Source organism: Streptomyces sp. CA-278952 (assembly GCF_028747205.1).
In the GTDB taxonomy this organism is placed as follows: domain Bacteria; phylum Actinomycetota; class Actinomycetes; order Streptomycetales; family Streptomycetaceae; genus Streptomyces.
In genome coordinates this window covers 5,062,609-5,087,147 of the sequence record NZ_CP112880.1, presented here as the reverse complement: position 1 = coordinate 5,087,147, position 24,539 = coordinate 5,062,609, and the positions used below count along the sequence as shown (strand labels likewise).

The window sequence follows — 24,539 nt, the reverse complement described above, 5'->3', positions numbered from 1 at the left end:
GCCCACGGTGGCGCTCCGGTCCGCTCGGTGACCGTACGGTGACGCTCCGGGCCGCTCAGCGGTCGTACTTCGTGTCCGCCGACGGGTCCAGCGCCAGCCGGTAGCCGCGCTTGACGACCGTCTGGATCAGCCGGGGCACGCCCAGCGCCGTGCGCAGCCGGGCCATCGCGGTCTCCACCGCGTGCTCGTCGGTGCCGCTGCCGGGCAGGACCCGCAGCAGGTCGGCGCGGGCCACCACCCAGCCGGGGCGGCGGGCCAGCGCGTGCAGGAGGGCCATGCCCGCGGGCGGCACCGCGCACAGCTCGTCGTCGACGAGGACGGCGTGGCCCCTGATCTCGACCCGGTGGCCGGCGACGGGCAGGGTGCGGGCTGCGAGCGGGAGCCTGGCGCACATCAGCTGGACGAGGGGGCCGAGCCGGAAGCGTTCCGGCTGGAGGGTGTCGATGCCCCGGGCCTGGAGCGGGAGGGCGGTGACCGGTCCGACGCAGGCCACCAGCACGTCGTCGCGCAGGGCGCCGAGGACCTCCGGGAGCACTCCGCGGGTCTCGGCGCGGCCCAGGAACGAGGCGGCGGCGGGCGCGCTGGTGAAGGTGATCGCGTCCAGGCCCCGGGCGGCCGTGACGTCGAGCATCCGGTCGAGCGGGGCGATGTCCTGCGGGGGCATCCAGCGGTAGACGGGGACGACGACGACGTCGGCGCCCGCGGCGTTGAGTGACTCGACGAAGCCGGGCAGCGGTTCGCCGTGCAGCTGGAGGGCGATCCGGCGCCCGGCGACGCCTTCGGCGAGGAGCCGGTCGAGGACCTCGGCCATCGATTCGGACCCGGGCGACCAGGCCTCGGTCAGCCCGGCGGCCCGGATGGCGCCCTTGACCTTGGGGCCCCGGGCGAGGAGTTCGACCCCGCTCAACGTCTTCAGCAGGGCGTCGCCGACGCCCCAGCCGTCGGCCGCCTCGATCCAGCCGCGGAAACCGATGGCGGTGGTGGCGACCGCCACGTCGGGGGCGTGACCGATCAGCTGCTTGGTGGCGGCGAGGAGTTCGCTGTCGTCGGCGAGCTGCACGATCCGCAGGGCGGGGGCGTGCAGGACTGCGGCCCCGCGGCGTTTGAGGAGGGTGGCGAGCTCCTCGGCGCGGCGGGCGGCGGTCACCCCGACGGTGAAGCCCGCGAGGGGGCCGTGCGTTGTGTCGTCGTCCTGCATGGCGTGTCCCGGCTCCCGTGGTTCCGCTGGTACGCGAGGTGCGAAGGCCCGAGACTGTCAACGATGCGTGACAGGCTCGGTTCCCCCGTATTTCCCGGCCGTTACGTCGTACGACGCCGGGGTGTGGTTCGGTGACCCTCTACACCTTCGCGTAGCCGAGCCGGCCCCGTGTGGGCACGGGCGCGGGACGGCGAAGGTATACCGCCCAGGTGAGGGTGAAACACACCCCGTAGAAGGCGAGGAAGGACCAGAAGGCCGCGGTTCCGGCGCCGGAGGCCTGGAAGGACTGGCGGAAGGCGAGGTTGATGGCCAGACCGCCGAGCGCGCCGACGGCCCCGATGAGGCCCATGGCCGCGCCGGAGAGCCGTCGTCCGTGGGCGGCGGCGGACTCCGCGTCGAGCCCCCGGGCGAGGGCCTTGGCGTGGAAGATGCCGGGAATCATCTTGTACGTCGATCCGTTGCCGAGGCCCGTCAGGACGAACAGGGCGGTGAAGCCGGTGAGGAAGACGGGCAGCGAGGCGTTCCCCGAGGCCTGGATGACGACGCCGGTAGCGGCGGCCATCGCGGCGAAGGTGGCCAGGGTGATGCGCGCGCCGCCGTACCGGTCGGCGAGCCGGCCGCCGACGGGCCGGATCAGGGAGCCCAGCAGCGGGCCGATGAAGGTGAGCGAGGCGGCCTGGAGCGGGGTCCGGCCGAACTGGGTCTGGAGCACCAGGCCGAAGGCGAAGCTGTAGCCGATGAACGAGCCGAAGGTGCCGATGTAGAGGACCGCCATGATCCAGGTGTGCGGGTCGCGGACGGCTTCCAGCGCGGCCCCGGTGTCGTTCTTCACGGGCCGGAGGTTGTCCATGTACAGGGCGGCGCAGACGCCGGCCAGGACGATCAGCGGGATGTACACCCCGAGGACGATGCGGGGGTGCGAGGCCCCCAGCGTGCCGATGACGAGCAGGCCGACGAGCTGGACGACGGGGACGCCGATGTTGCCGCCGCCCGCGTTCAGGCCGAGCGCCCAGCCCTTCTCGCGCAGCGGGAAGAAGGCGTTGATGTTGGTCATCGACGAGGCGAAGTTGCCGCCGCCGATCCCGGTGAGCGCCGCGACCGCGACGAAGGTGGCGTACGAGGTGCCGGGCTCCATCACCCAGAACGCGGCCAGGGCCGGGACGAGCAGGCTCACCGCGCTGAAGATCGTCCAGTTGCGGCCGCCGAACCGGGCGACGGCGAAGGTGTACGGCACCCGCACCAGCGCGCCGACGAGGGTGGCGGTCGAGATGAGGAAGAACTTCCCGGCCGGATCGATGCCGTACTCCGGTCCCATGAACAGGACCATCACCGACCACAGGGTCCAGATGGAGAATCCGATGTGCTCGGAGAGCACGGAGAACCACAGGTTGCGGCGGGCGACGCGTTCGCCCTTCTCCCGCCAGAACGTCTCGTCCTCCGGCTCCCAGGTCTCGATCCAACGGCCTGCCATCACGCGCCTCCACAGGGGGTCGGGGTGGTGTCCCCGTCGCTTCGGGGTGTCGTCCCGACGCTAGGGAGCCCGCGTTTCGGCGTGGTGCCGTGAGGTGACCGGTGGGCAACCTTGCTCTCACCGGGCCCCTCCCGGCCCGGTGAGATGAGGTGTCCGCTACCGCCTGCCGTCCGGCCAGAGCCGCGGCCGGCGCTTGGCGGCGACGTCCTCGGCCCAGCCGAAGGCGAGGACGCAGAGCGCGATGAGGGCCCAGGCGATCAGCAGCACGGGCACCCAGCTCTCCAGCAGCCAGGGCACGTTCTCGCTGAGGGCGTCCACCGACCAGAGCCGGTCGTAGAGCGTGGCGGCCGTCAGGATGCAGACGTTGTGCCAGAGGTAGACGGTCACCGCCCGCGAGTTGAGCAGGGTGATGGGCCGGTCGAAGGCGCGCAGCCGCTTCGGCCACGCGGTCCAGGTGGGGCTGAGGTGCAGCAGGAGCAGGACGCAGCCGAAGGACCACAGGGCCTGGGCGAGCGGGATGGAGTCCAGGTCGAAGCCGCTGCGGAAGCCCTCGTGGCTCGCCCACCACAGCCCCGCGCCCGCGAGGAGCGGGGCGATCGACGGCACGACGTAGGCGGGCAGCCGTTTCAGGAGGCCTTCCTGGTGGGCCATGCCGAGGACCCAGCAGGCGCCGAACGTGGAGAAGTCGGTGATCGCGGAGTCGAGGCGTTCGGTGGTGGAGAACAGCTCCAGACGCATGACGACGGCCAGGGCGAGCGGCGCGAGCAGCGTCGGCCAGGGCAGCCTGCGCAGGCCGCGCAGGATCAGCGGGGAGAACAGGACGAACCACAGGTAGGCCCGGATGTACCAGAGCGGCCCGGCCAGCTCCTCGGGCCAGCTCGCGCCGAGGAATCCGTCGATGCCCGCCACGTCGTACGCGTACGGCGGATCGCTGAGCGGCAGCACCCAGTACAGGAGGTGCTGCCACCACCAGCCGGGGTGGCCCTCGGCGTCCGGCCCCCAGCCCTGGGCGGCCATGCCGGTGACGCCGATCGCGCCGAGCAGCCACAGCGGCGGCAGGAGCCGGCGGACGCGGCCCCGGATCACCTGGACGGCCGGCCGCTTCAGCGAGCGCGCCATCAGCGTCCCGGCCAGGGCGAACATGACGCCCATCGACGGGAAGACGACGGGCAGCCAGGCCCAGCCGGTCAGGTGGTAGAGGACGACGCGGAAGAGGGCGAGGGCCCGCAGCAGGTCGAAGTACCGGTCGCGCGCGGGTTTCACGGGGGCGGGCGGCGGCGGGACCGCGTGGTCCGGCGGGACCGCGTGGTCCGGGGTGACGGCCCTCGGCAGGGGCGGGGCGGTCATACGAGGGGTCTCCGGTCCGTGCTCGTGCTGTGGCCGCTGACGGGCGGCCCGGCGTCGGGGGCCTGCCGCGGGCGCTGGGCGGAGGTGCCGCCCGGAGCCTCCACCGCGCCCGTGCGCCGCAGCTTCTGCCAGCGCAGCCGGCCGCCGGTGAGCGCGGTGATCCAGGACTGGAGCAGCACGACGTACATGAGCTGGCGGTAGAGGATCTGCTGGAGCGGCAGCGAGATCAGGTGCGTCATGCGCTCCTTGTCCAGCCGGAACGCGTAGGCGGCGCAGACCGCCTGGACGACCAGGACGCCGAACCACGCGGCGACGGTCTTGCCGGTGGGGCCGAAGACCAGCCCGTACAGCAGGAACACGTCGATCAGGGGGGCGAGGAGCGGGGCGAGCACCATGAAGAGGGAGACGAACGGCAGCCCGACCCGGCCGAAGCGGCCCGAGGGTCCGCGTTCGATGACCGCGCGGCGGTGCTTCCAGATGGCCTGCATGGTGCCGTAACTCCACCGGTAGCGCTGCGACCACAGCTGCTGCACGGACTCCGGGGCCTCGGTCCAGGCGCGGGCGTTCTCCGCGTAGACCACGCGCCAGCCGTCCCGGTGCAGGGCCATGGTGACGTCGGTGTCCTCGGCGAGGGTGTCCTCGCTCATTCCGCCGACCCGGTCCAGGGCCTCGCGGCGGAACGCGCCGACGGCCCCGGGGATGGTGGGCATGCAGCCGAGCACGTCGTACATCCGGCGGTCCAGGTTGAAGCCCATCACGTACTCGATGTGCTGCCAGGCGCCGATGAGGGAGTCGCGGTTGCCGACCTTCGCGTTGCCCGCGACGGCTCCGACCCGGGGGTCCCCGAAGGGCTGGACCAGCTCACGGACCGTGGACGGTTCAAAGACGGTGTCGCCGTCCATCATCACGACGATGTCGTAACGGGCGTGCCGGATGCCGTTGTTGAGGGCGGCGGGTTTGCCCGCGTTGCGCTGGCGCACGACCCGTACGCGCGGCAGCCGCATCGCCTCGACGAGGTCGGCGGTGCCGTCCGTCGAGCCGTCGTCGATGACGATGATCTCGATCCTGTGCTCACTGGCGGCCAGGGAGCGCACGGTCGCCTCGATGCACGCGCGTTCGTTGTACGCGGGGACCAGGACGGAGACCGGGCGGGTGACGGGCGGGCCCCAGCTGAAGCCCCTGCGGCGGACCTTGCGGGCGTGCAGGAAGGAGAGCAGCAGCATCAGCCCGAAGCGGGCGAGGACCAGGACGCCGATGACGGCGAGGCCGACGACCAGGACGCCGGTGATCCGCTCGGACACGGCGACGGCGGCGACGAACATCTTGCCCTTCCACAGCTCGAACCCGGTGACCGGGGTGTGCGCGCTGGGGGCGTCGAGGGCGGTGGTGAGCCGGGTGAAGGTGTAGCCGCGCTCCTCGAGGTCCGGCAGCAGGGTGTCGAGCGCGGCCACCGTCTGCGAGCGGTCGCCCCCGGAGTCGTGCATCAGGATGATCGCGCCCTTGCCGTCCTTCGGCGTGGCCCGCTCGACGATGGCGCGGACCCCGGGACGCTTCCAGTCCTCGCTGTCGGTGTCGTTGACGACGGTGAGGTAGCCGCGGCTGCCGATGTACTCCGTGACCGGCCAGGACGTGTTGTCCATGGCGTACGAGAAGGAGGAGTACGGCGGCCGGAAGAGCGAGGTGCGGATGCCCGCCGCGCCCGCCAGCGCCAGCTGGTTCTGCGACAGCTCCCAGTCGATGCGCTCGGTGGACTGGTAGGAGAGGTCGGGGTGGTTGAAGGTGTGCAGCCCGATCTCGTGCCCCTCGGCGACCATCCGCTCGACCAGTCCCGGGTACCGGGCGGCCATGTTGCCGGTGACGAAGAAGACGCCGTGGGCGTCGTACTCCTTCAGCTTGTCGAGCACCTTCGGCGTCCACACCGGGTCCGGGCCGTCGTCGAAGGTCAGGACGATCCGGCGGTCGGGTATGCGCAGGGTCTTGGCGTCACCGGAGCGGGCGTCGATGACGGGACCTCCGGAGAGGACGTCGTCGGGCACCTGGGTGGTGCGGTCGGCGCCGTGGACCCGGTGGTCGGCGAGGATCTCGTTGTGCACGTATCCGCGCAGCATCAGCATCGCGAGCAGGGCGACGAGGAACGTCGTCGGCAGGAGGTAGCGCATGGGGAGCCTGTACGGGCTCCGGCCACGTGACGCTCGCCTCGGTCTGCCGTTCCTGCCCCGCGTGGCGGGGGAGTTCATCTACGGGACGCTCTCTTCCTGCACCGGCTGGTCGGGAGTCCCGGCGGGAGGGGTCGTCGGGTCGGACGGCTCCGGCTCGGGGGAGGGTGGTGAGGGGTCGACCGGTGGTTCGGCGGTCGACATCGTGGGGTCCGGTTTCGTGCCGCCGTCCGGGCCGCCCGCCCCGGGCGAACGGGACGGGTCGGCGGCGAGGGACGCGGAGGGGCCCCCGGCCGGTCCGGCGGACTCCCGTACGGAGGTGGCCGACGGGGTCGCGACGCCGGGCGTGCCGGAGTCCTCGGTCGCCGCGGGGCCGGAGGCGCTGGGTCCGGGCTCCGGGGCGTCGCCGGACGGGCCGCCGGCGGTTTCGGCGGGGGCGGGGGCCTCTTCGGCCTGCTCCGCCTTCGCCTTCTCCCCGGTCTCGGACAGGGGCAGCCAGGGGGCGCTGGAGTCCCCGCCGAGGACGGCGAGGACCAGCGTCACCGCGTAGGCGACGCAGACCGAGGCCAGGACCCAGCCGAGGCGTCGGAGGGTCTTGCTGCGGCGGCCGCTCTCGTCGACGAAGACGGGGCCGTCGGAGCTGTCCGGCGGAGCGGGTTCGCCGGCCAGCTCGGCGAGCTGACGGCCCAGCCCGTCGAGCTGCATCGTCGCGTCGTCGGGCTCATACGTGTGCCCGGTTCTCTGGCCTTCGCGCCAATTGTCCACAAGTGCAGCCCCATCCCCCACTCAAGAATCAGGCGCACGAAATTGACTGGTTCTTTACTGTCGGACTGGGCCCCCACCGTCCATGAACCCGACCTTCCTACACCCGGACGATGAATGTAGCGCACGACGTTGACGCCCAAGTGCCCCTGAACGGAGTTGATCAGGAATGGTTGCGCATCAGTGACCGATCGCCCTCGGGGAGCCAGGAGCCGGGCGGCGGGGCCATCCACCCTTCAGCAAGGGCCAACTGGTCCGTAGCGCTACGCAACGCGTCTACGCCGGGGTGGTTCAGGCCCTTGCGCCAGACCAGCGCCAGCGGCGAAAGCGGAATCGGGTCGACGAGCGGGCGCAGCACCGTTCCGGGCAGCGCCGGGAAGTCGACGACGGCGAGCACGGGGTGCCCGCCCTTCGACATGACCCGCTGGAATTCGGCCACGCCCACGGCAAGCGGGACAGGCGGGGCCATCGTGATGCCCCACTCGGCGAACAGCAGCGCGGCGAGCTCCGTCCACTCCCGTGTCCGCTCGTTGCCGGCCCCCGCGTAGACGGTCTCTCCGGCCAGCTCGGCCAGGGCGACGGTCTCCCGCGCGGCGAGGGGATGAGCGACGGGCAGCATCAGGGCCATCGGCTCGTACCGCACGGGGTGCACGGAAAGTCCCGCGCGCACCGCGGGGGCCAGCCCGGCGGCCCGGCCGAAGGAGGCGTCGAGCCGGCCGGCCAGGATCTCGCCGGCGGCCCAGGTGAGACCGGACTCGAAGCGGGCCATCAGCTCGCACTCCGGCAGCAGTTCGCGGGCGCGCGCCAGCACCCGGGCGGCGGTCGCCCCGTCGCTGTTCAGGTCGACGAGCAGCGGCCGGGCGGGCGCACCGCTGAAGGCCCCGGCCAGTTCGGCGTGCGCGTCGAGCACCCGGCGGGCGTGCGGCAGCAGGCGTTCGCCGTCCGGGGTGAGCGCGACCTGCCGGGTCGTGCGGACGAACAGCTCCGCGCCGAGCGCGCGCTCCAGCCGCCGGACGTCCCGGCTCAGCGCCTGCTGCGCGATGAAGAGGCGGGCGGCGGCCCGGGTGAAGTGCAGTTCGTCGGCGACGGTGAGGAAGGCGCGCAGGAGACGGGGGTCGATGTCGGCGGGAGGCACAGCGCGAATCTACAGCGTGGGGCGCCATTCACAACCCATACGCGTGAATCGGCGCGGAGAAGGTGTTGGACCCGGGCGGCGGTCCACGGTCAGCCTGGCCGTATGCCGATATCCCCCACCGCCGCCCACCAGGAGCCCACTCCCCGCCCGGGGTCCACTCCCCACCCGGAGACCGTTCCCTACGCGGAGACCGTTCCCCGCTCGCAGCCCGTTCCCCACCCGGAGACCGTTCCCCACGCGCAATCCTTTCCCCACGCGCAGCCCGTTCCCCGGCCGGAGACCGTTCCCCGGCCGGTCGCGCCCCTTCGGGCCGTGCCACCCCGGACCGGCCCGCCCTCCCGCCCGCGCGCCGCTCCCCGGCCCGTCCCCGCCGCCCGCCCGGACCGGGCCGTCGCACCGCCGTCCACTCCCCTGCTCACCGTCGCCGGCGGCCAGCTGGTCGCGGCCCCGCGGTCCGTGCCCGGCGGTGCCGGGCGGACCGGGGCTGCCGGGCGCCGGCGATCGTCGAACCCCTACCTCCGGCTGCTGGCCACACCTGGGGCGCGGGCGTTCACGGCGGGCAACCTGATCGCCCGGCTGCCGATGGGGATGTTCAGCGTCAGCGCGGTCATCATGATCGCCGGGTCCCGGGGTTCGTACGCCCTGGCCGGGGCCGTCACCGCGACCGGGCTGGCCGCGACGGCGGTCGTCGCGCCCTTCACCGCCCGGCTCGTGGACCGCTTCGGGCAGGCGCGCGTCGCGGTGCCCGCCACCGCGCTCGCCGTGCTGGGGTCGCTGGCCCTGGTCCTCTGCGTGCACTACGAGGCCCCGGCCTGGACGCTGTTCGCCGCGTACGCCGCGACCGCGACGACCCCGAACACCGGCGGGATGTCGCGGGCCCGCTGGGCGCACCTGCACCGGGGCGACCCGGCGGCCCTGCACACCGCGAACTCCTTCGAACAGGCCGCCGACGAGCTGTGTTTCATGCTGGGCCCGGTGCTGGCCGCGACGCTCTGCGGGGCGCTGTTCCCGGAGGCGGGCACCCTGGTGGGGGCGGTTCTCCTGATGAGCGGCGTCCTGGTCTTCGCCGCCCAGCGCGCCACGGAACCGCCCGTCACCCCCCGTACGGGGGCCGTGGCCTCACCCCTGCGCACGCCGGGGGTGCCCGCGCTGCTGGCGGTCTTCCTCGCCACGGGGGCGGTGTTCGGGGCGCTGGAGGTGGTCTCCATCGCGCATGCCGGGGGCGCGATCCTGGCGCTCCAGGCGGCCGGGTCCTGCGTGGCGGGCCTGGTCTACGGTTCGCTGCGGCCCGCCCGGAACGTCCGCCTCAGGCTGCTGCTGTGCCTGGCCGGGATGACGGCGCTGATGTCCCTGCCGCTCCTGGCCGCCACCGGCTCCGCCTCTCTGCCGGTCCTGGCGCTCTGCCTGCTGGTGGCGGGGGCGGCGACCGCGCCGACGATGGTCACGGGCATGACGCTGGTCCAGCGGTCCACGCGCCCTGAGCAGTTGAACGAGGGCATGACGCTCGCGGTGACCGCGCTGCTGGGAGGCATCGCGGCCGGGGCGGCGGCCGGCGGCTGGCTGGTCGAGCACGCGGGCACGGTCACCGGCTACACGGCCCCGATGTCCGCGGCGGCCCTCGCCCTGGTCATCGCGGGAGCGGGGACGGCGGTGCGGCGAGCGAGCCGAGCGGGATAGACACGGAAGAGCGGGCACCGCAGGTGCCGGACCCGGGCATCGGGTCGGGCAGCGGGCAGCGGGCAGCAAAAAGCCTCCGCCCCGCGAGTGAACTCGCGGGGCGGAGGCTTACATGGGGTGGTGGAGATGGCGGGAATCGAACCCGCGTCCAACGGTGCGGAACCAGGGCTTCTCCGAGTGCAGTTCGCTGCGCTTTTCTCGGCCCCGGAGGTCACGCGAACAAGCCTCCGACAGGCCCAGCCACTGTTTAATTTCCTTCTCGGCCCCGTGGCCGGGCCGAGAAGTTTAGATCCCTAGTTGATGCCAGGATCCGGGTCGGGACCACCCCCGGGCTGACACTCCGCAGAGTCTTCGCTTAGCTGCTAATTAGGCAGCGAGGGCGAAGGCGGAGGAATCGCGCTTGGAATTGGCGATTATTGTTTGCGACATATGGTTTACGAGATCATTGCCGCTTCCTCGACTCGCTTCCCCTGCTTCGACATCCGCTGTCGAAACCGATCATCCCCATGTTGATTTTTCAAAACGCGCACCTTCGCTGAGGTGCACGGCCCATCGTACGTGACCAACGCCGGACGATGCCACTGTATTCCTGCCCGGCCGCCGGCCCCGCCGGGGCACGTCCCGCTCGGGCCCCGCTCAGGCGCTGCGCTGCCGCCGGCGGACCGCCGAGATGGCGCGGTTCGTCTCCCGCGTGTCCTGCTTCTCGCGGAGCGTCTGCCGCTTGTCGTACTCCTTCTTGCCCTTCGCGAGCGCGATCTCGACCTTGACCCGGCCGTCCTTGAAGTACAGCGCGAGCGGCACGATCGTGTGGCCCGTCTCCTGCGACTTCGACTCCAGCTTGTCGATCTCGGCCCGGTGCAGCAGCAGCTTCCGCTTCCGCTTGGCCGTGTGGTTGGTCCAGGTGCCCTGGACGTACTCGGGTACGTGGATGTTGTGGAGCCAGGCCTCGTGGTCGTCGATCTGGACGAAGCCGTCGACCAGGGAGGCCCGTCCCATGCGCAGGGACTTGACCTCCGTGCCCATGAGGACGAGACCGCACTCGTAGGTGTCGAGGATCGTGTAGTCGTGCCGCGCCTTCTTGTTCTGCGCGATCATCTTGCGCCCGGTGTCTTTTTCCTTCGCCATAGTGCGGTCATTTTCGCACTACGACCCACCCCCGAGGCCACTCAATACCGTCTCGGCCCGCTGCTGGGCCCTCTCCCCCACCACGAGGTCGGGTGTGATGCCCCTGCCGTCGACGTTCCGGCCGGTCGGCGTGCGGTAGTGGCCGACGGTCAGCTCGGCCACCGAACCGCCCGGAAGCTCGCTGGGCATCTGCACGGAGCCCTTGCCGAAGGTGGGCGAGCCGACGGTGACCGCGCGGCCCCGGTCCTGGAGCGCACCGGTCAGCAGCTCGGCGGCGCTCATCGTGCCGCCGTCGACCAGGACGACGAGCGGGCGGTCCGTGTCACCGCCCGGATCGGCGTACAAAGCCTGCTGCTCCCCGCGTACGTCGTACGTGGCGACCAGGCCGCCGTCCAGGAAGGCGGAGGCGGCGACGACGGCCTCGGTGACGAGTCCGCCGGAGTTGGCGCGCAGGTCGAGCAGTATCCCGGCCCCGTCGGGAGCCTCACGGACCGCTTCCCGGACCTCGGCCCCGGCGCCCTTGGTGAACGCGGCGACCTTGATCAGGACCGCCGACGACGGCTCGGCCCCCAGCCGCCGCACGGTGACCGCCTCGGTGGTCAGCCGGGCCCGCCGAAGCGTCTCGGTCCAGCTCCGGCCCTCCCGCACCAGACCGAGCTCCACCCGGCTCCCCTCGGCCGCCCCCGTACCGTCGCCGCGCAGTAACGCGACGACCTCCGCGACGGGGCGCTTGCCGACCGCGCGGCCGTCCAGGGTGCGCAACAGGTCGCCGGCGCGGATGCCGGCCCGGTCGGCGGGACCGTCGGCCTGCACGCGGGACACGGTGACGTCGCCGCGGTCGGTGCGCCGGGCGGAGAGCCCGACGCCGGTGTAGGAGCCGTCCAGCGCCTGCTCGAACTCCTCGTACTCCCGCTCGTCGTAGACCGCGCCCCAGCGATCGCCACTACGGCTGACGACCTCCTCCGCGGCGTCCTTCACGGACTTCCCGTCCGCCGCGGCCTCGGCGGCGGCGTCCTCGATCTCGTCGCGGTCGACCGGGGCGACGGTGGAGGAGACGGCACGGGTCTGCGTACCGGAGCCGGAACCGGGGTCCTGCGGCAGCGAACCGGTCGCGGCGGCAGTGGCGAGAGCGCACCCGAAGACCAAGGTCAGGGCCGCCCCGCGGCAGAGGCCGCGGGGCCGGAAACGGTGCGAACAACCCGACATGGCGCCGAGTCTAGGACAAGCCTCCTGGGGCGCACGGGCACTCGCCCGCGCGCCCCAGGGGGCACATGTCACACCTTCAGGTACTTGCGCAGCGCGAACAGAGCGGCGATGGCGGGCATCAGCAGACCGATCGCGAGCACCAGCGGGAGCTTGGTGAGGACAGCGTCCCAGCCGATGAAGTTGATCAGGTTCAGCTTCTCCTGGAGCGCGAGGCCGCCGTCGATCAGGAAGTACCGTCCGCCGAGCAGCATGGCGCAGGCCAGCACGCCGCCGATCAGGCCGGCGACGGCCGCCTCCATGATGAAGGGGGCCTGGATGTAGAAGCCGGAGGCTCCGACGAGGCGCATGATGCCCGTTTCACGTCTCCGGCTGAACGCGGAGACGCGCACGGTGTTGACGATCAGGATCAGCGCGATGACCAGCATCAGGATCATCACGTAGACCGCGACGGCGTTCATGCCGTTCATCAGCTCGAAGAGCTGGTCCAGGATGGACCGCTGGTCCTGGACGGACTGCACCCCGTCCCGCCCGGCGAAGGCCGTCGCGACGACCTTGTACTTCTGCGGGTCGTCCAGCTTGACCCGGAAGGACTCCTGCATCTGGTCGGGCGTGATGTTGCCCGCCATCGGGGAGTCGCCGAACTGCTCCTGGTAGTGCTTGTACGCCTCGTCGACCGTCTCGAAGTGGACCGTCTCGACGGCGTCCATCTTCTCCAGGTCGACCTTGATCTGGTCCTTCTGCTCCTTGGTGACAGCCCCCTTGGCGCACTTGGGCATGTCCTTGGCGTCGTTCTTGTTGCAGAGGAAGATCGAGACGTTGACCTTGTCGTACCAGTAGTCCTTCATCGTGCTGACCTGCTCGCGCATCAGCAGCGCACCGCCGAACAGGGCGAGCGAGAGGGCGACGGAGACCACGACCGCGAAGGTCATCGTGAGGTTGCGGCGGAGACCGACGCCGATCTCCGACAGGACGAACTGGGCGCGCATGGCGTCCTTTCAGTACTCGATGCTCGAAATGCACGAGGGGCCGGAGCCCCTCGGTCAGTGCTGGTAGCCGTAGACGCCGCGTGCCTGGTCGCGTACGAGACGGCCCTGCTCGAGCTCGATGACGCGCTTGCGCATCTGGTCGACGATGTTCTGGTCGTGGGTCGCCATGATCACGGTGGTGCCGGTCCGGTTGATCCGGTCCAGCAGCTTCATGATGCCGACGGAGGTCTGCGGGTCGAGGTTGCCGGTCGGCTCGTCCGCGATCAGCAGCATGGGGCGGTTCACGAAGGCACGGGCGATGGCCACGCGCTGCTGCTCACCACCGGAGAGCTCACCGGGCATCCGCTCCTCCTTGCCGCCGAGGCCGACGAGGTCGAGGACCTGGGGCACGGCCTTGCGGATCTCGCCGCGGGGCTTGCCGATGACCTCCTGCGCGAAGGCCACGTTCTCCGCGACCGTCTTGTTGGGCAGCAGGCGGAAGTCCTGGAAGACCGTCCCCAGCTGGCGGCGCATCTGCGGCACCTTCCAGTTGGACAGCCGCGCGAGATCCTTGCCGAGCACATGGACCATGCCCGTGCTGGCGCGCTCCTCGCGCAGGATCAGTCGCATGAAGGTCGACTTGCCGGAGCCGGAGGACCCCACCAGGAAGACGAACTCACCCTTCTCGATGTCCAACGAGACATCGCGCAGAGCCGGTCGGGTCTGCTTCGGGTAGGTCTTGGAGACGTTGTCGAATCGGATCACGGATGCACCACGGTCGGCCGGGAGTAGGTGAGCGTGACCATACGCGAACCGGGCTCACGCGTGCAGGCGGCGTCCGGCAATGGGCGTTTTATGGCGGATCACCCCCTGGAACGAAACGGGTCGTGCCGGACCTTGACCGGCGGGCCGCGCCGAAATCGTCGCGAGCTGGCACAGTGGTGGGGGGAACGGTTGCGTTTCCGTGAGCGTTGTGCGGAGAGAAAGCAGCAAGCGGCTCCGCCGCGCGGGAGGAGGAATGCGCATGACCTATGACCGACTGGTGTGCGCGAACTGCGCGTCCCCCGTCACCGAGGGCCGCTGCCGTGTCTGCCGTGCCGTGCGGCAGCAGATGCTGGAGGAGCAGGGCCAGGGCCCGCTGGCCGGGATGAGCCCGGCCATGCTGATCGCCCTGATGGTGGTGCTGCTGACCGCGCTCGCGCTGCTGGCGCACCAAGCGGCCTGATCCGACCCCGCGCGGCTCTCCGGGGCCGCCCCTCATAGCCCCTCCGGGGCCGACAGACGTATGCGTACGGCCGCCTGAGCGGTTCGGGCACGCAGAAGGGCCCGGGAGGCGTCGTACGCCCTCCCGGGCCCTTCTTTCTGCTGTGCCGCGCCGCCGCGCCGGGGGCTGATGCACGCCCGCTACGCGTCGGTACGGTCCGCTACGGACCTAGGCGACCGTGCGACCGCCGCCGACCAGGCGGGGCAGGATACGGAAGCCGATGCCGCCCGCGATCATCGTCGCGGCGCCGATGACCAGGAAGGTCGTCTCGGCCGCACCGGTCTCGGCGAGCTCTTCCTTGCCCTTGCTCTGCTCGACCGGCTTGTTGCCGACGCTGTCGGTGTCCGTGTTGTCGGTGCACTCGGCGCCGTCGAGGTCGACGGTGCAGCCGGCGTCGTCGCCACCGGTGGTGGAACCGCCGCCGGTCGCCGAACCGCCGCCGCCGCTCGTGGAGCCGCCGTTGGAAGAGCCACCGTTGGAAGAGCCACCGTCGGAGGAGCCGCCGGAGGTGCTGGTGCCACCCTGGTCGCCGCCGCTGTTACCGGAGGCGCCGTTGTTACCGGAGCCACCGTTGTTGCCCGAACCACCGTTGTTGCCCGAGCCACCGTTGTTACCGGAGCCACCGTTGTTACCGGAGCCGCCGTCAACGCCACCATCGGCACCGCCGTCAACGCCACCGTCAGCACCGCCGTCAGCACCGCCATCGACGCCACCATCGGCACCGCCATCGACGCCACCGTCAGCACCGCCATCGGCACCGCCGTCAACGCCACCGTCAGCACCGCCATCGACGCCACCGTCAGCACCGCCATCGGCACCGCCGTCAACGCCACCGTCAGCACCGCCATCGACGCCACCATCGGCACCGCCGTCAACGCCACCATCGGCACCGCCATCGACGCCACCGTCAGCACCGCCGTCAACGCCACCGTCAGCACCGCCGTCAGCAGCACCGCCGTCGGCGCCCGCGTCGACGCCGCCCGGGTCGCCGCCCTCGGTGGTGCCCTCGATGAGGCCACCGCCGGGACTGTCCAGGGTGGTGATCGGGGTCTCGTCCGGACCATTCAGCGCCTGCGCCGCACCGGCCGCGGTCAGCGAGGCACCCGCGGCGATAACCGCGCCGGCGGCGATCCGCGCGACGCGCATACGCGTCTTCTTCGTCATGTGTTGCTACCCCCAGTAGCCGATCTCGTCATTGGAGCAGCCATATGCGGGTCGCGGCCCTGCGGGGAATCGCCTCGGCAGGGCCACGTCGTGTCGTGGTCACCCCGCCAGCCCCCCGGTTCACACCCGTCCCAGACATACGCATGCTGCTCTAGCACCCTGGCCAGAGTTAAGGACTACGTCAAGGCCGTTCCGTGCGCTAGGCACCCATATGGGGGTTCTTGACGGTTATTCGGAAGCCGGACTGTGACGCATCGGGCACAGGCCCTCCGCAACGCAGGAAGGCCCGGACAGTTGCCTGTCCGGGCCCAACCTCCGTACCGCCGAGGTTACTTCTCGCTCTGCTTGCGCCAGCGGATGCCCGCCTCAACGAAGCCGTCGATCTCGCCGTTGAAGACCGCTTCGGGGTTGCCCATCTCGAAATCCGTACGCAGGTCCTTGACCATCTGGTACGGGTGCAGGACGTACGAACGCATCTGGTTGCCCCAGGAGTTGCCGCCGTCGCCCTTGAGCGCGTTCATCTTCGCCTGCTCCTCCTGGCGGCGGCGCTCAAGGAGCTTCGCCTGGAGGACGTTCATCGCGGACGCCTTGTTCTGGATCTGCGAGCGTTCGTTCTGGCAGGAGACGACGATGCCGGAGGGCAGGTGGGTCAGACGGACCGCGGAGTCCGTGGTGTTGACGCCCTGTCCGCCAGGGCCCGAGGAGCGGTACACGTCCACGCGCAGCTCGGACTCGTCGATCTCGATGTGGTCGGTCTGCTCGACGACCGGGAGCACCTCGACGCCCGCGAACGACGTCTGGCGGCGGCCCTGGTTGTCGAAGGGCGAGATGCGGACCAGGCGGTGGGTGCCCTGCTCGACGGAGAGCGTGCCGTAGGCGTACGGAACCTGGACGACGAAGGTGGTCGACTTGATGCCGGCCTCTTCCGCGTACGCGGTCTCGTAGACCTCGGTCTTGTAGTTGTGCCGCTCGGCCCAGCGGATGTACATGCGCTGGAGCTTCTCGGCGAAGTCGGCGGCGTCGACGCCGCCGGCCTCGGCCCGGATGGTCACCAGGGCCTCGCGCGCGTCGTACTCGCCGGAGAGGAGCGTGCGGACCTCCATCTCGTCCAGCGCCTTCTTCACCGACTCCAGCTCGGTCTCGGCCTCCGCCTGGGCGTCGGCGTCGCTCTCGTCCGCGGCGAGCTCGAAGAGGACTTCGAGGTCGTCGATGCGGCCGCGCAGGGTCTCGGCCTTGCGGACCTCGGCCTGGAGGTGGGAAAGCTTGCTGGTGATTTTCTGGGCCGCCTCCGGGTCGTCCCACAGGGACGGCGCCGCAGCCTGCTCCTCGAGCGCGGCGATGTCCGCCCTCAGCGCATCCAGGTCCAGGACGGCCTCGATCGACCCCATGGTCGAGGAGAGGGACTTCAGCTCTTCGGAAATATCGACGACTGCCACGGGTCCAGCGTAACGGCTGGGCGGATGAAGCTTGCCCTCGCCCGGAAAACCGGATGCCGGTCCCCGGCGAGGGCGCGGGGTTCCCGGAGCCTCTGCCAAGGGCTTCCGACATCTCCTACGGGGTCGCCGGCGCCGAGTTCTCGCTGTCCTGGGGCGCCGGGCCCCCGTCGCCGTCGCCGCCGGCCAGCAGGCCGCCGACCACGACGGCCGCACAGAGGGCGAGGGCGGCGACACCGAGGGTGATGCGGCGCTTGCGGACGGCCGCCGCCTTGTTGCGGGCGGAGCCGGGCCGGGGCCGGCCCGGGGCGCGGGGGGCGCGGGCCGTCCCGAGGGGGCCGCCCGCCAGCTCGTCGGGGGCGGGGACGCGCATGCTCGTGTGGGTGTCCCGGTTGGAGTCGGGAGCGGAGCCGGGCACCAGCGGGACCGCGCCGCGGCGGCGGGGCTCCTCGGAGGCCGGGGTGTACTGCTGCTCGTCGTAGGCGGCGGGCTGCTGGTCGCTCTCCTCGGGGCCCGGCTCGTCCACGTCCAGCGGGGGTATCCCCGCCAGCAGGGGCAGCAGGTCGCGCAGCCGTACGGCGAGCTCGGAGGCGCGCAGCCGGGAGGCGGGGGCCTTGGCCAGGCACTGGACCAGGAGCTGCCAGAGCTCCTCGGGAATTCCGGGGAGCGGGACGACGGTCTCGGTGACGTGGCGGCGCAGGACCGCGCCGGGGTGGCCGCCGCCGAAGGGCGTGAATCCGGCGAGCAGCTCGTAGAGCACGGTCGCCAGGGCGTAGATGTCGACGGCGGCGCGCGGCGGGAGGCCCTCGACGATCTCGGGGGCCAGGTAGTCCGGTGTACCGATGATCTTCGTGGCCTTCGTGCGGCGCGGGGTGTCGATCAGCTTGGCGACGCCGAAGTCGGTGAGCAGGGCCGGGTGCGCGCCGCCGGGGCCGAGCGGGCCCTCCATGTCGAGCAGGATGTTCTCCGGCTTGACGTCCCGGTGGACCACGTGGGCCTTGTGCGCGGCGGCGAGCCCGTCGGCGACATCCGCGATGATCGCGGCGGCGGCCTCGGGGGCGAGGCGGCGTTCGCGGTCGAGGCGGGTGCGCAGGTCGGTGCCGCGGACGAGGGTCATGACCAGGGCCAGGTCGTTGCCGTCCACGACGAGGTCCCGGACGGCGACCACGTGCGGGTGGACGAGTCCGAGCAGGGCTGTGCGCTCCTGCACGAAGCGGCCCACGAGCTCCTGGTCGGACGCGAGGTCCTCACGGAGCAGCTTGATGGCGACCGGGCCCTCGGGCCCTTCGCCGAGCCATACCGTGCCGGCGCTGCCGCGCCCCAGGATCTGGTGGGCCGTGTACCGGCTGCCGATATTCCGTGCCAAGACTGCTCCCTCAGCGGCTGGCGGTGGACCCCCGGTCGACAAAGTTACGCGGCGTTCGGGGTGTCACGTGCCCTGGAGGGCACCGACCTTCACTTCTCCGGGCCGAATAGGCCCGGAGAAGTCGACAAAGGGACAGGATTACGGGTCTTGTCGGGCCGCGCCCGTACCGTCGGCCGGGTCCCGCCCGACGGTACGGGCCTGGCCCGACCGTTACGCGTCGGGTGCCGCTCGACCGTTACGCGTCGGGCGTCGCCCGGCGGTTTCGGGTCAGGCCCCGCCCGAGCTGCCCGTGCTGTCTCCGAGCTCGGAGACCCAGCCGGTGACCGTGCCGATCGCGTCACCGATCGCTTCCCAGTAGCCCTTGCCCTGGGCGACCCAGTCCTGGAGCGGGGTCAGCTCCCAGATGAGCCAGCCGGCGACGATCAGGAGCACCACAGTGAACAGGCAGCCCTTGAGGCAGCCGAGTCCGGGGATGCGCATCGGGTTGGCACCGCGCTGCCTCGGGGGACGCGGCTCGCGCGGCGGTCGCGGGGCCGGCTGCTGGGGCTGCTGCGGCTGCGGGGGCGCGTACTGCTGCCGTTGGGGCTGCTGCGGCTGCTGGTAGCGCTGTGGCTGATGCTGCTGCTGGTGTTGCTGGGGCGGGTACTGCTGGTGCTGCGGAGGCGGCTGACGGCGCTGGGGCGGCTGCTGCTGATGGGGCGGCTGCTGCGGCTGCTGGCGCTGGGGGCGGCGGCGCAGCGGGTCCTGGCTCGGGTCGAGGTACTGGACCTGGGTCTGGTCGTTGCGGTCGCGGGCCGCCTGGAGCTGCGACTGCCAGGGGTGCGGCCCGTCCGGCTGCGGCGGCCCGTCGGGGCGCTGCGGCACGGGCGGCAGGACGGCGGTCGGGTCGGCGTGGCCGCCGCCGGGGCCCTGGCCACCCTGGCCGCCCGGGCCACCGGTCTGCTGGAAGACGCTGGTGGGCGCGGCGGGGTCGTAGGAGCCCGCGTTGCTCGGCAGCACCTGCGTGGGATCGGCCGCGCCCGGGGTGTCCGGGACGGCGGTGGGCGCCGGGTCGGGGGCGAGCAGGGCGCCCACCCCTTCGGCGGCGGCGATCTGGGCGGAGTTCGCGTGGACGCCGATGCCCGCGGCGACCGTACGCAGACCGCGGGCCAGGTTCTCGGCGCTGGGCCGCCGGTCCGGGTCCTTGCTCAGGCAGCGCTCTATGACCGTCCACAGCGGGGCCGGGACGTTGGAGGGGCGGCGGGGCTCCTCGCTGAGGTGCCGGTGCAGGACTTCGAGGGCGGTGCCCCCGGCGAACGGCGGGCGGCCCGTGACCAGCTCGTACAGCAGGATGCCCGCGCCGTAGATGTCGACGGCGGAGGTCTGCGGGCGGCCTTCGGCGGACTCCGGCGCCACGTAGGCGGGCGTGCCGACGAACTCGTGGGTCCGGGTCAGGCCCGGGGAGTCGGCCAGGCGCGCGATGCCGAAGTCGGTGAGCATCGGGTGCATCCGACCGTCGCGCTCGTCGACCAGCACGTTGGCCGGCTTGAGGTCGCGGTGGACGACGCCGTCGGCGTGGCTGGCGGCGAGCGCGTCCGCGATCTGCGCGGTGAGCAGGGAAGCGGCGACCGGGGTGAGCGGGCCGTTCTCGCGGAGGTAGCGGTGCAGGTCGGGACCGTCGATCAGGTCCATCACCAGGGCGAGGAGATCGCCCTCGACGACGAGGTCCCGGGTGCGCACGATGTTGGGGTGCGTGAGCCGCAGCAGGACGGAGCGCTCCCGCAGGAACCGCATCACGACGTCGGCGTCGTTGGCCAGCTCCTCCTTGAGGACCTTGATGGCCACGGTCTCGCCGGGCTGACCCGCGACGGCTGCCTCGGCGCCCGCGGTCTCCCGCTGGCGGGCTCGCCAGACGGTGCCCGTGGCGCCGCGTCCGAGCGGCTCCTCGAGCAGGTACTTGCTGCCTACGGGCCGCACGTCATGCGCTCCCTGCTGATCGTGGTGCTTGCGGTCCCCCGGGGGTCTTGTTCGCTCCTTGGGCCCGCCCGAATGTTCCGGCCCACTGTAGTGCCGCCGAACGGGGCACCGGGGGCTCACGTTTCGGGGGAAGACGCGCGGACCGGGCGGACGGTTGCCGCACGGCTGATCACAGGCCGATCAGGCGTTCGGTCACGGGAGGGGATTTCCGTTCGGGATCCGGCGGACAACCACGGGGAAACCCATCCGAGCGGCGGGATCCGGACGCAAGCAGGCACTTTTGCGCCCACAGCCGACCATTCAAGATCATTTAAAGGTGACCGCCGGGCGTGTTGTCAGTGGCAGGTGCGAGGATGCCTCCAGCACGGATCTGCGAGGTCGGAGTCTCGCGGTGCGTGACGACCTGTACGGACGACGTGTCCGTGCCGGGTGGGGGGAATCACAGGGCGTTTCCCCTGCCGGGCACCCCCGCGCAGAAGGGACCGCTGACGGCGATGCAGATCCGGCTGACCGTCCTCGCGCCGCGCAGCGGCCAGACCCCGGCGCGCACCTGCGACGTGCTCGTCACCGCACCCGCCGGGACGGCGCTGGCCGCCGTCGCCTCCCAGCTGGCCTCCGCCGTGGCGGGGCCCGAGAGCTCCCAGGGCGGCGGAGCGATCGTGTTCTTCGCCGGACGGGAGCGGCTGGACGGGCACCGCGTCGCGCTGGGCGAACCGCCCCTGGTGGACGGCGCGGTCCTCTCGCTCCAGGTCCCCGGCGACGACGAGGCGACGGACGACCCCGTTCCGGCCCAGCTCCATGTGGTGGCGGGCCCTGACGCGGGCGGCGTCCACCTGCTGCACGGCGGGCAGATCCGGATCGGCCGCTCCGCCGACGCGGACGTCCCGCTCGACGACCCGGACGTCTCCCGGCTGCACTGCGCGGTGAAGGTCTCCGACGACGGCCGGGTCTCGGTCGCCGACCTCGGTTCGACGAACGGCACCTCGCTGGACGGCGTCGAGGTGCGCGAGCGGCCGGTCCGCCTCGCCCCGGGCGCCCTGCTGCGGCTCGGCGAGTCCGCCCTCCGCCTCACCGCGGGCTCCCGTCCGGCGACGCTGCCGACCGCCCCGGACGGCGAGGGGCACCTGCGGGTGGCCCGCGCCGAGACGGGGTCTCCCGCCCCGGGCCACGGCACCGGCGCGCCGCTCTCCGCGCACACCCCCGACCACGGCGGCCCGGGCCACAGCCACGGTTACGGCGCACCGGCCTCCCCTTTCCCCGATTCCCCCGATTCCCCCGGTTCCGCCGGCTCCCCGGCGCCCGAAGGGCCCCACGGCGGCTCCGGAGCCCCTGGCCCCTCCCTCGAAGAGGCCTCCTGGCCCGAGCACGCCGAGGCCGGGCCGGGCGCGGACCCGGGACAGGGCCCTCATGCCCGTGGCGAGGAGTTCGCCGACGCCCCGGCGCCCCGGCGCGGCATAGGAGCGTGGGCGAGGCGGCTCAAGGGCGGCGCGAGGGGCGAGCAGGCGGCGGGCCCGGAGACCGGGGCGGGCGTCCGACGCGACACGTACGGCTCCCGCGCCCCGAACGGCCCCGGCGGCCCGACGGCGTACGGATCGTCGGCATACGGTCCGTCGGTGCCCGAATCGTCGGCATACGGTCCATCGGTGCCCGGATCGTCGGCATACGGTCCATCGGTGCCCGGATCGTCGGCATACGGAGCGGGCGCGTACGGCTCCACGGCCGGGCCCCACGACTTCCCGGGCGGTTCCCACGGCTTCCCGGGCGGCTCCCACGATCCGTCCGGCGGCCCGTCGGGGGCCGGGCACCTCGCCTCCCCGGTCTCCCCCGGCTCCCCCTTCTCCGCACTGCCCACCGCCCCCGAGGGCACCTGGCCGGATCCGGCGGCCGTGCTGCTGACCGCGCTCGGCCCCGGGCCCCGGCTCTGGGAGCGCCATCCGGAGCACCCGGAGGCGCTGGTGGTGCGGCTCGGCACGACCGATCGGGCCGACGTGCCCGCCGTGCCGGTGACCGTGGGGCTGCGGGAGGCCGGTTCGCTGGGGCTCGCCGGTCCGCGCGCCCGGCTGGCGGGTCTTGCCCGCGCGACGGTGGCGCAGCTCGCGGCGCTGCACTCCCCGTTCGACCTGGAGATCGTCCTCATCAGCACGGACCGCTCCCGCCCGGTGGAGGAACGGCGGCGCGAGTGGTCCTGGCTGGGGTGGCTGCCGCATCTGCGCCCGACGCACGGGCAGGACTGCCGGCTGCTCCTCGCGTACGACCGCGAGCAGGCGGCCGCCCGGACGGCCGAGCTGGTGCGCCGCCTCGACGAGGGCCCCCTCGGTCCCGGCTGGCCGCATCTGGACCGTGCCTCGGTGGCCGAGGCCGCTCGCGCCCATACGGGTCCGCACACGGTGGTCGTCCTGGACGGCGACCCCGGCACGGCGGTGCTGCGCGAGACCACGGCGCGGCTGGCCGGGGCGGGCGGGGCTGCCGGGATCCATCTGATCTGTCTGGCCGAGACCCCGGCCGCCTCCCCCACCTCCCCGGTGTCCGCGACGTACGAGGCCGCCTGCCGGGCCTCCATCGCCTTCCGGGAGTGCGGGGCGGTCGCGATGCTCAGCGGGGACGTCGCCACGGCGTTGCGCCTGTTGCGCACGGCGGGCGGACAGGCCGCGGGGCACGGGACGGTGGCCGCCGTGGACGCGGTGTCGGCGGCCTGGGCCGAGCGGTTCGGGCGGGCCCTGGCGCCCCTGCGTGAGGAGGGCTCGGCCGCGCTGGCCGGCCGTCCGACGACCGCGGCGCTGCCGCCGTCCGCCCGGCTGCTGGACGAGCTGGGCCTGGCCCGGGCGACACCGGCCTCGCTGATGGCCCGCTGGGCGTCCACGGCGGAGGCCCAGCCCGGCGCCTCGGCGCCCCGGGGCGCGGCGGCCCGGGCGCCCCGCCAGGAGCTGGACAGCCCCAACTCCGGGCGCACCCTCAGCACGGGCCCGCGCGTCGGCCCGCAGCGCACCACCGCCTCCTCCGTCCACCGCGACTCCGGCCGGGCGCCGTACCCGGCCGCGGGCGCCCCCGACCCGGACCGCACCCCGTACCCACCGCTCGACGCCCGCGACTCCGGCCGCACCCCGTACCCACCGCTGGATGCACGGGACTCCGAGCGAACGCCCTATCTCGGCGGCCGACGCTCCGGGCCGGGGCAGGGCCCCGGGGGACGGGACGACGGGGGACCGGGCGACGGGGCCGCGCCCCCGGCCGGCGCCGCCCACACCGGCCGACCGGTCCTCGTGCTCGGGGCGGGCCCCCGGGGGCCCCTCAGCGTCGATCTCGCCGACGAGGGGCCGCATCTGCTGATCGAGGGGCCGCCGGGCAGCGGCCGCACCGAGCTGCTCAGGGCCGTCGCCGCCTCGCTCGCCTCCGCCGCCCGGCCCGACCGGCTCGGCATCCTGCTCGTCGACGGCTCCGGCGGCGAGCGGGGGGAGCGCTGTGAAGGGCTGCTCCCCTGTACGGAGCTGCCGCATGTGTTCACCCACCTCGTGGCGTGCGACCCGGTCCGGATGCGGGAGTTCGCGCAGGCCCTGGGCGGCGAGCTGAAGAGGCGCGCCGAGCTGCTCGGCGACCTGGACTTCGCCTCCTGGCACGAGCGGCACGCCCAGCAGGAGGGCCCGCCGCGCATCGTGGGACAGCGTCCACCGAGCGGCGCCGAGCGGCGGGGCGATCTGGACTCCCCGGCCAGCGGCACCCTGCGGCTGCGCACCACCGCCCGGTCCGGGAACCCCGGCCCGTCGCCACTGCCCCGCCTCGTCGTCCTCGCCGACGACTTCGACGCGCTGGTCGCCCCGTCGCTCGGCAGTCCCGGCAGGCCGGCCGCCGGTTCGGTGGTGCGGGCGCTGGAGGCCGTGGCCCGGGACGGCGGGCGGCTCGGGGTGCACCTGGTCGCCACCTCCGCGCGTCCGGACCGCACAGAGGACACCGAGCTGGCCCGTGGCGCCCGGCTGCGCATCGTGCTGGACGCCCCGGTGCTGCCGCCGTCCCCGGACGAGCCTGCCCCCGGCCGGGGGCGGCTGGGGCACCCGGACGGCCGGGTGACGCCGTTCCAGGGGGGCCGGGTCACCGGTCGTATCCCGCGTACGGCGACGCTGCGGCCCACCGTCGTCCCGCTGGAGTGGGAGCGGATGGGCGATCCGCCGACCCGGCGCCCGGTCCGGGAGCTGGGCAACGGGCCGACCGACCTGGCGCTGCTCGCCAGCGCGTTGGAGCGTGCGGCCCGTTCCGTGAACGCGGAGCGGCTGCCGGCGCTGGTGCCGTTCCCGGTCTGATGCGACCACCGGCGCGGCCACT

Annotated in this window: 17 protein-coding genes and 1 other RNA gene; 3 read left to right on the top strand and 15 right to left on the bottom strand. The window is 72.8% G+C overall.

Annotated elements, in window-relative coordinates:
- Positions 1-55: 55 nt before the first annotated feature.
- From N7925_RS22780 to N7925_RS22755, 6 genes are all read right to left on the bottom strand, one after another.
- Positions 56-1,198, bottom strand: coding sequence for a uroporphyrinogen-III synthase (locus tag N7925_RS22780; protein ID WP_265601311.1), 1,143 nt, complete (start codon positions 1,196-1,198; stop codon positions 56-58).
- Between the two features lie 139 nt (positions 1,199-1,337).
- Positions 1,338-2,669, bottom strand: coding sequence for a nitrate/nitrite transporter (locus N7925_RS22775; protein ID WP_265601310.1), 1,332 nt, complete (start codon positions 2,667-2,669; stop codon positions 1,338-1,340).
- 156 nt (positions 2,670-2,825) lie between these two features.
- Entirely contained in the window at positions 2,826-4,016 is a 1,191-nt protein-coding gene (locus N7925_RS22770) for an acyltransferase family protein (RefSeq protein WP_274344993.1), read from the bottom strand.
- Entirely contained in the window at positions 4,013-6,253 is a 2,241-nt protein-coding gene (locus tag N7925_RS22765) for a bifunctional polysaccharide deacetylase/glycosyltransferase family 2 protein (protein WP_274344992.1), read from the bottom strand. Before N7925_RS22765 ends, N7925_RS22770 begins: the two co-directional genes overlap by 4 nt.
- Complete coding sequence (locus N7925_RS22760; protein WP_274344991.1) at positions 6,254-6,937, bottom strand: hypothetical protein; 684 nt, start codon at positions 6,935-6,937, stop codon at positions 6,254-6,256.
- Between the two features lie 160 nt (positions 6,938-7,097).
- Positions 7,098-8,069 (bottom strand): LysR family transcriptional regulator, encoded by a 972-nt coding sequence (locus N7925_RS22755; RefSeq protein ID WP_265601307.1) that lies wholly within the window; start codon positions 8,067-8,069, stop codon positions 7,098-7,100.
- 582 nt (positions 8,070-8,651) lie between these two features.
- Here N7925_RS22755 and N7925_RS22750 point away from each other — a divergent pair.
- The gene (locus N7925_RS22750) at positions 8,652-9,746 is read left to right on the top strand and encodes an MFS transporter (RefSeq protein ID WP_416222999.1); all 1,095 of its coding nucleotides are present in this window, start codon (positions 8,652-8,654) and stop codon (positions 9,744-9,746) included.
- Between the two features lie 118 nt (positions 9,747-9,864).
- On the opposite strand, the gene ssrA is transcribed toward N7925_RS22750, so the two are convergent.
- The 5 genes from ssrA to ftsE all read right to left on the bottom strand — a co-directional run bounded on the left by ssrA (position 9,865) and on the right by ftsE (position 13,807).
- Positions 9,865-10,252: a transfer-messenger RNA gene (gene ssrA / locus N7925_RS22745) on the bottom strand.
- A 130-nt stretch (positions 10,253-10,382) separates the two neighbouring features.
- Entirely contained in the window at positions 10,383-10,871 is a 489-nt protein-coding gene (gene smpB, locus N7925_RS22740; RefSeq protein WP_265601306.1) for an SsrA-binding protein SmpB, read from the bottom strand.
- An 18-nt stretch (positions 10,872-10,889) separates the two neighbouring features.
- Positions 10,890-12,077 carry a S41 family peptidase gene (locus tag N7925_RS22735; protein WP_265601305.1) on the bottom strand — a complete coding sequence of 396 codons (1,188 nt, stop codon included), beginning with the start codon at positions 12,075-12,077 and terminating at the stop codon, positions 10,890-10,892.
- 68 nt (positions 12,078-12,145) lie between these two features.
- A complete protein-coding gene (gene ftsX / locus N7925_RS22730) occupies positions 12,146-13,063 on the bottom strand; it encodes a permease-like cell division protein FtsX (protein WP_050359626.1) in 918 nt (305 codons plus the stop codon).
- Between the two features lie 54 nt (positions 13,064-13,117).
- Positions 13,118-13,807: a cell division ATP-binding protein FtsE gene (gene ftsE / locus N7925_RS22725; protein WP_003968787.1), complete on the bottom strand. Its 690-nt coding sequence runs from the start codon at positions 13,805-13,807 to the stop codon at positions 13,118-13,120.
- A gap of 259 nt (positions 13,808-14,066) precedes the next feature.
- Between ftsE and N7925_RS22720 the strand changes: the two genes are divergently transcribed.
- Positions 14,067-14,267, top strand: a complete 201-nt coding sequence (locus N7925_RS22720; RefSeq protein WP_265601304.1) for a hypothetical protein — start codon at positions 14,067-14,069, stop codon at positions 14,265-14,267.
- Positions 14,268-14,474: 207 nt separating this feature from the next.
- Here N7925_RS22720 and N7925_RS22715 read toward each other — a convergent pair whose 3' ends face one another.
- The 4 genes from N7925_RS22715 to N7925_RS22700 all read right to left on the bottom strand — a co-directional run bounded on the left by N7925_RS22715 (position 14,475) and on the right by N7925_RS22700 (position 20,225).
- Complete coding sequence (locus N7925_RS22715; protein ID WP_274344990.1) at positions 14,475-15,470, bottom strand: LPXTG cell wall anchor domain-containing protein; 996 nt, start codon at positions 15,468-15,470, stop codon at positions 14,475-14,477.
- A 329-nt stretch (positions 15,471-15,799) separates the two neighbouring features.
- Positions 15,800-16,906, bottom strand: a complete 1,107-nt coding sequence (gene prfB / locus N7925_RS22710; RefSeq protein ID WP_265601302.1) for a peptide chain release factor 2 — start codon at positions 16,904-16,906, stop codon at positions 15,800-15,802.
- A 115-nt stretch (positions 16,907-17,021) separates the two neighbouring features.
- Complete coding sequence (locus N7925_RS22705; protein WP_265601301.1) at positions 17,022-18,269, bottom strand: serine/threonine-protein kinase; 1,248 nt, start codon at positions 18,267-18,269, stop codon at positions 17,022-17,024.
- A gap of 267 nt (positions 18,270-18,536) precedes the next feature.
- Positions 18,537-20,225, bottom strand: coding sequence for a serine/threonine-protein kinase (locus tag N7925_RS22700; RefSeq protein ID WP_274344989.1), 1,689 nt, complete (start codon positions 20,223-20,225; stop codon positions 18,537-18,539).
- 494 nt (positions 20,226-20,719) lie between these two features.
- Here N7925_RS22700 and N7925_RS22695 point away from each other — a divergent pair, with 494 nt between their 5' ends.
- Positions 20,720-24,517 carry an FHA domain-containing protein gene (locus N7925_RS22695; protein WP_274344988.1) on the top strand — a complete coding sequence of 1,266 codons (3,798 nt, stop codon included), beginning with the start codon at positions 20,720-20,722 and terminating at the stop codon, positions 24,515-24,517.
- Positions 24,518-24,539: the final 22 nt, after the last annotated feature.